Below are 11,955 nucleotides of genomic sequence, written 5' to 3'. Positions count from 1 at the left end.
AGCCTGCCCCGCGTGCTCGACGACGAGGACCGTCCGCGGCCGAAGAAGCCCGGTGGCGTGCCCTCGAAGGTCGCCCCCAAGGCGGTCGCGCCGAAACCCGGCCGTACCGACGACAAGCGCCGTTCGGGCAAGGTCAATGTCACCGCCGCGATCGATGGTGAGGAGCGTCAGCGTTCCATCGCCTCCATGCGCCGCCGCATCGAGCGCGAGAAGCGCCAGATGCGTGGCCAGGAAGACAAGGTCAAGGTCGTCCGCGACGTCATCGTGCCGGAAGTCATCACCGTGCAGGAGCTGGCCAACCGCATGGCCGAGCGTGGCGCGGACGTGATCAAGCAGCTGATGCGCCTCGGCGTCATGGCGACGATCAACCAGTCGATCGATGCCGATACCGCCGAACTGGTGGTGACCGAATTCGGCCACCGCCTGAAGCGTGTCGCCGAGTCGGACGTTGAAATCGGCCTCGAAGGTGAAGTCGACGTCGACGAGAACCTGGTTGCCCGCGCGCCGGTCGTCACCGTCATGGGTCACGTCGACCACGGCAAGACCTCGCTGCTCGACGCCCTGCGCTCGACCGATGTCGCCGCGGGCGAAGCCGGCGGCATCACGCAGCATATCGGCGCCTATCAGGTGAAGCTGCGCAGCGGTCAGAAGATCACCTTCCTCGACACCCCCGGCCACGAAGCCTTCACGGCGATGCGGGCCCGCGGCGCCAAGGCGACGGATATCGTCGTCCTCGTGGTCGCGGCCGACGATGGCATCATGCCCCAGACGGTCGAGGCGATCCGCCATGCCCGCGCGGCCGGCGTGCCCATGGTCGTCGCCATCAACAAGATCGACAAGCCCGACGCCAACCCCAACAAGGTCCGCCAGAACCTGCTTCAGCACGAAGTGGTGGTGGAAGAGCTGGGCGGCGAAGTGCAGGCGATCGAAGTGTCGGCCAAGAGCCGCATCGGTCTCGACAAGCTGGAGGAAGCCATCCTCCTGCAGGCGGAAATCCTCGAGCTGCGCGCCAACCCGAACCGCGATGCGGCGGGCGTCGTGATCGAGGCCAAGCTGGACCGCGGTCGCGGCCCGGTCGCCACCGTTCTGGTCCAGAAGGGCACCCTGAAGGTCGGCGATATCTTCGTCGCCGGTTCCGAATGGGGCAAGGTGCGCGCCCTGCTCAACGATCGCGGCGATCAGCAGGCGGAAGCCGGCCCGGCCGTCCCGGTCGAAGTGCTGGGCCTGACCGGCACGCCGTCGGCGGGTGACGACTTCCAGGTCGTCGACTCCGAAGCCCGCGCCCGCGAAGTCACCGCCTTCCGTCAGCGCCGGACCAAGGAACAGCGTGCCGTCGGCACCGCCCGGGTCTCGCTGGAACAGATGTTCTCGAAGATCAAAGAAGGCCAGGCCAAGGAATTGCCCGTCGTCATCAAGGCCGACGTGCAGGGCTCGCTCGAAGCCATCGTCGGCTCGCTCACCAAGATGGGCACCGACGAGGTCCAGGTCCGCATCCTTCACGACGCGGTCGGTGGCATCACCGAATCCGACGTGACCCTAGCCAAGGCGTCCAACGCCCCGATCATCGCCTTCAACGTGCGTGCCAACAAGCAGGCGCGGGAGATGGCCGATCACGAAGGCGTCGAGATCCGTTACTACTCGATCATCTATGACCTGGTCGATGAAGTGAAGGCGGCGCTCTCGGGCCTGCTGGCGCCGACGCTGAAGGAAACCTTCCTCGGCTACGCCTCGATCCGCGAGACGTTCCAGATCACCAAGTCCGGCAAGGTCGCCGGTTGCCTGGTCACCGATGGCGTCGTCAAGCGCGGTGCCAAGGTGCGCGTGATCCGCGACAATGTCGTCATCCACGAAGGCACGCTGTCCTCGCTCCGCCGCTTCAAGGACGAAGTGAAGGAAGTGAAGGCGACCTTCGAATGCGGCATGGCCTTCGACAACTACGAGAACTTCCATGTCGGCGACGTCGTGGAATGCTTCGAGATCGAGGAAATCGCGCGGACTCTCTAGTCTGCCCTCAAGCGCCGGGCGGCGGCATCCGCCGCCTTGGCTCGCTTCGCGGGGCCGCGATGGCCCTGAAGGGAACAGTGAACTCCGGCCGACAGGCCGGAGTTCGTCTTTCGGAAAGGACATGCCATGCCTCGTGGTCGTTCGCCGGCGGGCAGCCGGCCGGGTCGCGACGAGGATCACCGCGACGGTCGCCCGACCAGCCAGCGCCAGCTGCGCGTCGGCGAGTTGCTGCGCCACCTGATCGCCGACCTGCTGCGCCGTGATGTGATCCATGATCCCCATCTGACCGGGATCGCCATCACCGTGTCGGAAGTCCGGGTCAGCCCGGATCTGAAGAACGCCACCGTCTTCGCCCTGCCCCTGTCGGGCAAGAAGACGACGGAAATCATCGCCGCCCTGAACCATGCCGCGACCTTCATCCGTGGCCAGGTGTCCAGGGGGACCGAACTGAAGTTCACCCCCAAGCTGACCTTCATCGGCGACGAGAGCTTCGACGAGGCCGACCGTATCCGCACCCTGTTGGAAACCCCGAGGGTGAAACACGACCTCGAGGAAGCCGGCTGGGCCGACGACGACGAGAAATAGGCCAGCTCGTTCCCCGCGACCCCATCCCCACAGGCGGGGAGACGGTCGGGGTGAGGGGCTCTCAAGATAAAGAACACCCCATGAGTCTCGAGTCCGTTCGCGCCTTCATGGCGCAGCACGCCCCCGATATCGTCATCATCGAAACAGCGGAATCCTCGGCGACCGTGCCGCTGGCCGCCGTCGCCCATGGCGTGGCGCCGGGACAGATCGCCAAGACCCTGTCCTTGCGCCTCGGCGACGAGGTGGTGCTGGTGGTCGCGCGGGGCGATGCAAGGCTGGACAACAGGAAGTCCAAGGCCGCCTTCGGCGCGAAACCCCGGATGCTGGGGGTCGAGGACGTGTCCGAACTCACCGGCCATCCGGTCGGCGGTGTCTGTCCCTTCGGCCTCGCCCGGCCGCTGAAGGTCTATTGCGATATCTCGCTGAAAGCCTTTGATGTCGTCGTGCCGGCGGCGGGCTCGACCCATTCCGCGCTGTTCATCGCGCCGGACCGCCTCGCCGCCATCACCGATGCCACCTGGGTCGACATCTGCCAGGACCCGGCGCCTTGAAGCGCGGCAAGCGCATCGTCAACGGCTGGGTCATCCTCGACAAGCCGCTGGGCATAACCTCGACCCAGGCCCTCGGCAAGGTGCGCTGGCAGTTGTCGGCGGCCAAGGGCGGCCATGGCGGCACGCTCGATCCGCTGGCGACCGGCATCCTGCCGCTGGCCTTCGGCGAAGCCACCAAGGCCCTGCCCTATGTCGTCGACGCCAGCAAGACCTATCGCTTCACCATCCGCTTCGGCATCGAGACCACCACCCTCGACGCCGAGGGCGAGGTGACCGCGACCTCGGACCTCCGGCCCGATACGGCGGCGATCGAAGCCGCCCTGCCGGCCTTCCACGGCCGGATCGACCAGGTGCCGCCCATCTTCTCGGCGATCAAGGTCGACGGGGAGCGGGCCTATGACCTGGCCCGGGCGGGGGAAGCGGTCGAACTGGCGGCGCGCGCCGTTGAGATCCTGTCGTTTCGCCTGATCGAGCGCCCGGATGCCGATCATGCGACCTTCGAGGTCGATTGCGGCAAGGGGACCTATGTCCGCTCGCTGGCGCGGGATCTGTCGCTGGCCCTCGGCACCGTCGGCCATGTCGTGATGCTGCGCCGGCTGCGGGTCGGACCCTTCGGGCTGGATCGCGCGGTGAGCCCGGAGCAGATCCAGAATCTTGTGGAAAACCACCCGGAATTGCTTCATACATCGCCCCCTGACGGCATTCTGCTGCCCGTCGTGACTGCGCTGGACGACATCCCGGCGCTAGCCGTGACGGCAGGTGATGCCCGGGCCCTCAAGGATGGCCGGGCAATCGGGATGCCGGGTACCGTGCAGCAGCGTGACGGGGATGCCGTGGTTCGCCTGATGGCGCCGACGGGCCTTGTGGCGTTGGGGCGGGTCGATGGCCCGCTCATCCGCCCGGTACGTGTTTTCCACCTTGATTAGGAGACCACACGATGTCGATCACGCCGGAGCGCAAGACCGCGCTCGTTCTGGAATACGCCACGCACGAAGGTGACACCGGTTCGCCGGAAGTGCAGGTCGCGGTCCTCACGGAGCGCATTTCCAACCTCACCGAACACTTCAAGACCCACAAGAAGGACAACCACTCCCGTCGTGGCCTTCTGATGATGGTGTCGCAGCGCCGCCGCCTGCTCGACTATGTGAAGTCGCGCGACATGGCCCGCTACACGAGCCTGATCGGCCGTCTCGGCCTGCGCAAGTGACGATGAGGGCGGACGATATCACCATCGCGCCGCCCTTTCGGGACATCGGGGCCCGGCCGGCACGTCCGTAACCACGGACGCTGCCCGCCGGGCCCTTCCCCATTTCCGGGGGGTTTTTCCGGAACATACCGCGCGGAAGGTCCGGCGCGGGCATCCAGGGGTGCGGCAGGGGCCGCTGCCCCGACGGGGCTGAAAGCCCACGGGTTGGCCGCAAGGGCGGAAACCCGGCAGGAAGGATAGAGATATGTTCACCATTCACCGCAAGGAACTGACCTGGGGCGGTCGCCAGCTGGTCCTCGAGACCGGCCGCATCGCGCGTCAGGCCGACGGCGCCGTGCTCGTCCAGTATGGCGACACCACCGTGCTGGTCACCGCCGTCGCCGCCAAATCCGTGAAGCCCGGGGTCGATTTCTTCCCGCTCACGGTGAACTACCAGGAAAAGGCCTATGCCGCGGGCAAGATCCCCGGCGGCTTCTTCAAGCGCGAAGGCCGTCCGACCGAGAAGGAGACCCTGGTCTCCCGCCTCATCGACCGCCCGATCCGCCCGCTTTTCGTCGAGGGCTTCCGCAACGAGACCCAGGTCATCGCGACCGTTCTCTGCCACGACCTCGAGAATGATCCCGACATTCCGGCCCTGATCGGCGCCTCCGCCGCCCTGACCCTGTCGGGCGTGCCGTTCCTCGGCCCGATCGGCGCCGCCCGCGTCGGTTACATCAACGGCGAATATGTCCTCAACCCGCAGCTCGATGAACTGCCGACCTCGGACCTCGACCTCGTGGTCGCCGGCACGGGCGACGCGGTGCTGATGGTCGAATCCGAAGCCAAGCAGCTGTCGGAAGAGATCATGCTGGGCGCCGTCATGTTCGGCCACCGCGAGATGCAGCCGGTGATCCAGGCGATCATCGAACTCGCCGAAGCCGCCGCCAAGGAGCCCTGGGCCCTGCCGGAATCCCCGGACGAGAGCGCCCTCGTCGCCCGCCTCAAGGACGTCGTCGAGGCTGACCTTCGCGCCGCCTATGGCATCCGCGTGAAGCAGGCCCGCTACGACGCCGTTGGCACCGCCAAGAAGAAGGCCGTCGCCGAGCTGGGCGCCGAAGGCTTCGACGTCGCCCGTGTCGTCGAGCAGTTCAAGGCGCTGGAATCGGACATCGTCCGCAACGACATCCTCGACAAGGGCACCCGTATCGACGGTCGCAACCTCGTCACCGTCCGCCCGATCGTGGCCGAGGTCGGCGTGCTGCCGCGCGCCCATGGCTCGGCCCTGTTCACCCGCGGCGAGACGCAGGCCCTCGTGGTCGCGACCCTCGGCACCGGCGACGACGAGCAGATGATCGACGCGCTCGAGGGCACCTACCACGAGCACTTCATGCTGCACTACAATTTCCCTCCGTACTCGGTGGGTGAGACGGGCCGCATGGGCGCCACGGGCCGCCGCGAGATCGGCCATGGCAAGCTGGCCTGGCGCGCCGTGCGTCCGGTGCTGCCGGCCAAGGACGCCTTCCCCTACACGCTGCGCGTCGTCTCGGAAATCACCGAGTCGAACGGCTCCTCGTCGATGGCGACGGTCTGCGGCACCTCCCTCGCGCTGATGGACGCCGCCGTGCCGCTGGAAACCCCGGTCGCCGGTATCGCCATGGGCCTGATCAAGGAAGGCGATCGCTTCGCCGTCCTGTCGGACATCCTCGGCGACGAGGATCACCTCGGCGACATGGACTTCAAGGTGGCGGGTTCCGACAAGGGCGTGACCTCGCTCCAGATGGACATCAAGATCACCGGCATCACCGAAGAGATCATGAAGGTCGCGCTGCACCAGGCTCAGGCCGGGCGCATGCACATCCTCGGCGAGATGGCCAAGGCCCTGACCGGTGCCCGCACCGAAGTCAACGCCTATGCCCCGCGCATCGAGACCATCACGATCCCCAAGGAAAAGATCCGCGAAGTGATCGGCACCGGCGGCAAGGTCATCCGCGAGATCGTGGAAAAGACCGGCGCCAAGGTCGACATCCAGGACGACGGCACCATCAAGGTCTCGGCCTCCGACGTCAACGCGATCGAAGCCGCGATCAAGTGGATCAACGGCATCGTCGCCGAAGCCAAGGTCGGCGAAGTCTATGACGGCAAGGTCGTGAAGGTCGTCGACTTCGGCGCTTTCGTGAACTTCATCGGCTCGAAGGACGGCCTCGTCCACATCTCGGAACTCGCCTCGAAGCGCGTCGCCAAGGTGACCGACGTCGTCAACGAAGGCGACGCCGTGAAGGTGAAGGTCCTCGGCATCGACGAGCGCGGCAAGATCCGCCTCTCGATGAAGGTCGTCGACCAGCAGACCGGCGCCGACATCGTCCCCGAGAAGCGCACCGACGCCGAGTAATCGGCCCGCCGCTTCATCGCAAAGACAAGGGCGGTCCCGCGGGGCCGCCCTTTTTCTTTGCCCGTCGCCGGTATCCGCACTACCTTCCGGCGAGGCAATGGGAGCTGAACCCTTGAAGCGTTTGTTCGGGCCGGTGCTCTTCGCCCTGCGTCACTGGTGGAGCCGGGAAGCCCTGGGGCTCGCCGCCATAGAGGTCGGCAACACCATCATCCTGTTGGCGGCATCGGGCCGGCTGACGCGGTTCTTCACCGACCCCTATTTCATGCCTTTCGAGCTGATGCAGATGGAGCGGGAGACGAATGGGCTCTACATGCTGCTCTCCATCGTCACCCTGCCGTTCGTCGTCGCGCTGGTTTCTCGCCTGAACGGCCGCCTGTTCGGTCGCCCGCTGCCGGTCGGCCCGGTCGAAGGCGCCTTCCGCTGGGCGAAGGCGCAGATCCTCGGCGGGCTGACACTCATCGCGGTGATCGTCATTCCCTACGCCCTCGTCATTCTGGTAACGAAATCCGTGCTCCCCGGCGCCATCGACACCATCGGCGCCACCGCCGCCGCCATCGCCGTGGCCGCCGTCTTTGTGCTGGCGAACCTTCACATCTTCTACCTGATGCGCGTGTTGTACGAGGGCCGGTCCAGTTTCGGCGCCGCGCGCCGTCTGTCACGGGGGCAGCGTTTCACGCTGCCCATCCGCTTCCTTGTTCTCGTCGCGGCGATCCTCGCGATCGGTGCCCTGTTCATACTGCCGCTGTTGTTCGCCGGAGACAGCCGGGTACTGAAGCTGGCCATGTACCTCGCCCTCAACCCCCTGGCGGCCACGGCGACGGTTCCCATCGCCGTGCTGTTCAGCCGCCTCTACTTCGAGGCAGAGGCGGCCGCCCGATAGATCAGACGAGGACGATATCCGCCGCCGTCAGGTCGGCGAGGGCGACGCCGACCAGGGTCACGCTGTTGCCGCTGCCGGCGTCGATGACAACATTGGCGCCATCGGCATGGGCCGCCGCCAGCACCGCGTCCACCGTTGCGAAGCGCGATTTCAGGAACAGCAGCTGGTCGTGGCCGTTTTCGTGGATGTTGAAATCCGTGATGCGGTCGTGGCCGAAGCTGCCCGAATTGAAACAGAACAGGTCGCTGCCGACGCCGCCGGTCAGCTGATCGTTGCCGAGGCCGCCGTAAAGCCGGTCGGCGCCGGCGCCGCCATAGACATGGTCGCTGCCGGCATCGCCATAGACGTAATCATTGCCGTCGCCGCCATGGACGAGATCGTCGCCCGACCCGCCATAGAGCTTGTCGTTGCCGGCCTGGCCGAAAATACGGTCGGCCGCGACGCCGCCGGTCAGCGTGTCCTTGCCCGACGTGCCTTCGGTCGCCGCGTCATAGGCGATGAAGGACAGGCCGGTGCCGCTGGTCAGGCCCTTGTCGCCGATACCGAACCAGGTCCCCGGCCGGTCGGAGAAGGTCACTCGCTCCACCCCGGTCAATTCCTTGAGACCATAGAGGTTGCCGGTATCGAGCAGGAACAGCGTGCCGTCCGACAAATGGAAGGCATCGTAACGGGCGGCGGCGCCCTTCACCTCGACCGTGTCGGTGCCAAGGCCGCCCGCCACCGTGTCGGTGCCCGTGGTCAGGCGGAAGCGGTCATTGCCGCCGAAACCGTCGAGGAAATCGTCGCTGGCGCCATCCGCCAGCTTGTCGAGGTAATCGGTGCCGATCAGGAAGGCGGGATCGCCGAAATGGTCCGAGGTCGGCGTGTCGCGATCCTGCACCCAGGTGATCGGGCGCGTGGCATTGCTGAGGAAGGAGAGCAGGATCACGCTGTCCTGCTCGATATAATCGTAGAAGCTCGACTGGCCGATTCGCGCCACCGGGTTGGTGAAGACGCCTTCGAGATGGGCGATCCAGCCGGTGAGATTGGCGATGCTGAAAACGCCGTAGGGCCAGAGCGGGCTGGCATAGGCATCGTCGAACAGGATCAGATTGTCGACCGAATTGGCGAATTTGGGGTCGTTCGGCAGCAGCACATTGTCGATCGCATCCTGAAACGCGGTGGAATCCCCCGCCACCCGGTGCACGACGTCGTTCTCGAAGCCGATATTCGCGATGCCTGGCCGGTCGACGATGACCGGCACCGCCCCGGCGACATAATCGCTATCGGCATAGAAGCCGCCCCAGGCCGTGTCCTTGATCGCGAACATGTTGTTGGTCGCGCCGGCGCCCAGGCTGTAACCCGTGGCGATAATATCGCTGCCATCGAGGCCCTGGGCCACGGCGAGATCCTTGACCGCCTCGAGCAGATAATCGAAGGCGTGGACATATTCTCCCGAGATCATCGCCGGATAATCGATGAGGTCGGTCGCATTGTTGGTCGGGGCATAGACGATGGCGATCTGCGCGATCTGGCCGCCCGCGTCCTCGCGCGCCCAGATCTTGGCCTGCGACGTGAGGAGGCCGCCCGTCAGCCCCTCTCCCGCGAAGAAGCCCTGCAGATCGACCTTGCCCGGCGCGACGCCAAGCTCCGCCGCCGAAACCTCCCGCCAGCCCGAAGGCGGCTGCGCGTTTGTGCCAAGGGCGACGTTCATCAGGGGATTGGCCAGGGGCAGCAAGGGCTCCGCCCCGAAGGACTGGATGCCCGTATAGGACGCCAGCGACCAGGCGGTGCCCAGCAATTCGCGGCCGTCCTGCCCCTTGTAATCGAATATCGGCATGTTCTCCCCCCGGATGCGACGGACTTTTGTCCTGTCGCGCAGAGACTAACATCCCTGTCAGCAGGAAGGCGCGGCCGGAAGATGCCAAATCGGGTCGAGTGAGGGGGGAAGGACCAGATCGGCAGATGAATATTCTGGGTTGATGGAAATTATAATATTGCCGCCAGGATTGAATCCTGTCAGCCTGCCCCTGTCGCAGGAGAGTTCGATGACAGTGTCCGTCTGGTCCACCTTCACTTTCGCCATCCGCAACACGATCCGCCCCGTGACCCTGGGCTTCGTCGGCCTTCAGGTCGCGAGCGCCGGGGTGTTCGTGATTTGGGCGCAAATCCGGATCGCGCAGCTCACGGCACTCAACGATCCCGACGCCTGGCAGAGTTATCTGTGGCAGACCAATATCCTGAACATTTTGCTCGGTCTTCTCTCCCTGCCTCTTTTCGTCATTCTCTCGTCCCGCTTGAGCGCCGATGTCTTCGGACGCCCCTTTCCGGTCACCTGGTGGCGGGGAAGTCTGCGCGCCCTCAAAGTCGCGGCGATCCTCTTCGCGGCTTTATTCGTCATCCTCCTCCCCGGCGCACTCCTGCAGGCTTTCTTGTTCAGGCCCGAGGAGACAAGCCCGATCTACGGTATCCTGTTGACCTTGCTTCCGATGCTGGTGGCGCTCTGGTGCCTCTTCAGCCATATCTTTTACGGCTACGGCGTGATGTTCAAAGGCCGCTTCGGCTTTCGCCAGGCCAGGGATTATGCCCGAGGACGGCGCTTGCGCCTGGTCGGGGGTATGGTGCTGCTTGTCCTGGTCACGATGCCGATCCAAGTCCTGCTGAGGTACGAACCGATCCAGCCTTTATTCATGCGCCCCTATGGCGGTCTTCTGACCATATCGGCGCTCTTTGGCCTGCTGGGCGTGGCTTTCCAGCTGCTGGTCCTGCGCGATTTTTTCGAAGCCATGGACGAAGCCGACGCCCGGATGGCCGCCAGCCCGCCACCTGAAATCGCCCCCACCGCCTTTGAGGGTTGAGCCGGTCGCCGATCCGGGGTAGCAGGGTCGTCCAGTCATTGCGGACCCGATGCCATGCCCCCTGCCCTGCTCGCCCTGATGATCCAGAGCGCGTTTCGCGTGACCTTCGAGCGGGAGTCGCTGCGTCTGGCCTTCTGCCTCGGGGTCGTGCCCTCGATCGTCTCGCTGATCGTCGCCCATGGCGCGATCGCGCTGTTCGATCTCGAAGGTGAAAGCGGCCTCGTCGCGGCGGTGCTCGGCACCATGGTCGGGCTGGCCCTGGCCATTCCCTTCGCGGTCAAGGCGGGCGGCGATCTTCTGGCCCGGGTGCTGGATCGCCCGCCCGTGGTCAGCCCGGCCGTGGCGACCCGGCGCGCCTTCCTCGTGCTGGGCCAGATCATCGCCCTGCTGGCCGCGCTCGGTGTATTGCTCGGGGTGGCGGAAGGATTGTTCCCCGGCGCGCTGGTCAATCCGGTGGTGATGCTGGTGGCCGCTGGCGGCTTTCTCTATCTCGCGACCGGTTTCGTTTTCGGCCCCGTGCTCGCCTTCTTCGGCGAGACGGTCGATCCCCGGCGCTCCTTCGCCCTCGTCAAGGGATCGCGGGCGAAACTGTTCGCCTTCCTGATGGTGGTCGGCCTGCCCTTTGTCATGGCGTCGAACTTCATCAGCTCGATTGCCCTGGCTCAGCCCGACAGCGCCCTCGTCCTCGCGGTCATCGTGGCGCTGGTCGCCGGCTTCGTCGGCGGCCTGTCCTATGCCCCCCACCTGGTCGGCCTGACCCAGGCCTATTTCGCCCTGAACGGTGCGCCGCCGCCGACGCTCAATACTGCGGCTGGGCCCAGAACCTGACCACCTTCCAGCCGCCGTCCCCGCGCCGCAGCCAGGCCTGTTCGGTCACCCTCGCATCGGTGAAGCTGGCGGCGAACTGGACATAGACGAAGTCGCCGGTCTCGCCCAGCAGTTCGGTGAAGGGATAGCTGGCGACCAGCTTGCGATCGGTCAGGTCGCCGCCGCGCATGCTCTGCACCTGGTCGAACCATTCTGTGGTATCCGGCGCCGGGCTGACCAGCAGCGACGTGGTCACTTCGCCGTTGTCGAGTCCCTGGAACAATTTGCTCGCGACACCGACCGTCTGGTCGCGCTCACCCGCCGACAGGGGCTTGGCCGCCGCCTGAATCTCGACATCCGCGAGAACCCATTCGCCCGCGCCATTGTCGCGGAAGATCAGACCATCGGCCACCGTGCCCTTGGACAGGCTGGTTTCGGTCCGGATGTAATAGAACGGCCCGCTGGATTTCGGCTGGAAGGGCAGTTGCTCCAGCTGCAGGGCCGCGACCACGACCGGGAGGCCGTCACCGTCGCCATAGCGATCGGCGCGGTCCTTGTACATGGCGACCACCGTGTCGCGGCTGACCGATTCCCGCGTGTCCGGGTCCAGCAGCTCGTCATGGATCGTGCCGGCGTCGCCGCTGGCGAGCAGGGCCAGATAGCGGTCGAAGGCGGGCTTCACCGGGGCCGGGACCTCGGCGGCGCCCGGCGCGGGG

Annotated in this window: 11 protein-coding genes; 9 read left to right on the top strand and 2 right to left on the bottom strand. The window is 65.9% G+C overall.

Annotated elements, in window-relative coordinates:
* The 7 genes from infB to WAZ62_RS06425 all read left to right on the top strand — a co-directional run.
* On the top strand, positions 1-2,004 hold a 2,004-nt coding region (infB, locus tag WAZ62_RS06455), incomplete at its 5' end, for a translation initiation factor IF-2 (protein WP_422642690.1).
* 126 nt (positions 2,005-2,130) lie between these two features.
* A complete protein-coding gene (rbfA, locus tag WAZ62_RS06450; protein WP_422642689.1) occupies positions 2,131-2,589 on the top strand; it encodes a 30S ribosome-binding factor RbfA in 459 nt (152 codons plus the stop codon).
* A gap of 80 nt (positions 2,590-2,669) precedes the next feature.
* A complete protein-coding gene (locus WAZ62_RS06445; RefSeq protein ID WP_422642688.1) occupies positions 2,670-3,140 on the top strand; it encodes a YbaK/EbsC family protein in 471 nt (156 codons plus the stop codon).
* Positions 3,137-4,066 (top strand): tRNA pseudouridine(55) synthase TruB, encoded by a 930-nt coding sequence (gene truB, locus WAZ62_RS06440; protein WP_422642687.1) that lies wholly within the window; start codon positions 3,137-3,139, stop codon positions 4,064-4,066. Before WAZ62_RS06445 ends, truB begins: the two co-directional genes overlap by 4 nt.
* An 11-nt stretch (positions 4,067-4,077) precedes the next feature.
* Positions 4,078-4,347 carry a 30S ribosomal protein S15 gene (gene rpsO / locus WAZ62_RS06435; RefSeq protein WP_422642686.1) on the top strand — a complete coding sequence of 90 codons (270 nt, stop codon included), beginning with the start codon at positions 4,078-4,080 and terminating at the stop codon, positions 4,345-4,347.
* 244 nt (positions 4,348-4,591) lie between these two features.
* Positions 4,592-6,715: a polyribonucleotide nucleotidyltransferase gene (gene pnp / locus WAZ62_RS06430; protein ID WP_422642685.1), complete on the top strand. Its 2,124-nt coding sequence runs from the start codon at positions 4,592-4,594 to the stop codon at positions 6,713-6,715.
* A 112-nt stretch (positions 6,716-6,827) separates the two neighbouring features.
* Positions 6,828-7,595 carry a hypothetical protein gene (locus WAZ62_RS06425; RefSeq protein ID WP_422642684.1) on the top strand — a complete coding sequence of 256 codons (768 nt, stop codon included), beginning with the start codon at positions 6,828-6,830 and terminating at the stop codon, positions 7,593-7,595.
* A 1-nt stretch (position 7,596) separates the two neighbouring features.
* Here the strand turns inward: WAZ62_RS06425 and WAZ62_RS06420 are convergent, their stop codons facing one another.
* Positions 7,597-9,414, bottom strand: a complete 1,818-nt coding sequence (locus WAZ62_RS06420) for a calcium-binding protein (RefSeq protein ID WP_422642683.1) — start codon at positions 9,412-9,414, stop codon at positions 7,597-7,599.
* A 208-nt stretch (positions 9,415-9,622) separates the two neighbouring features.
* Here WAZ62_RS06420 and WAZ62_RS06415 point away from each other — a divergent pair, with 208 nt between their 5' ends.
* Both WAZ62_RS06415 and WAZ62_RS06410 read left to right on the top strand, forming a co-directional pair.
* On the top strand, positions 9,623-10,432 hold the full coding sequence (locus tag WAZ62_RS06415) for a hypothetical protein (RefSeq protein WP_422642682.1): 810 nt from the start codon (positions 9,623-9,625) through the stop codon (positions 10,430-10,432).
* Between the two features lie 54 nt (positions 10,433-10,486).
* A complete protein-coding gene (locus WAZ62_RS06410; protein ID WP_422642681.1) occupies positions 10,487-11,260 on the top strand; it encodes a hypothetical protein in 774 nt (257 codons plus the stop codon).
* Here WAZ62_RS06410 and WAZ62_RS06405 read toward each other — a convergent pair.
* On the bottom strand, positions 11,232-11,955 hold a 724-nt coding region (locus WAZ62_RS06405), incomplete at its 5' end, for a hypothetical protein (protein ID WP_422642680.1). The two genes, WAZ62_RS06410 and WAZ62_RS06405, sit on opposite strands and share 29 nt — an antisense overlap.

Origin of the sequence: Zavarzinia sp., from assembly GCF_049306435.1 — a bacterium.
Classification (GTDB): Bacteria; Pseudomonadota; Alphaproteobacteria; order Zavarziniales; family Zavarziniaceae; genus Zavarzinia.
Note: the sequence above shows the minus strand (reverse complement) of the source record. Positions and strands in the feature narration are given on the sequence as shown.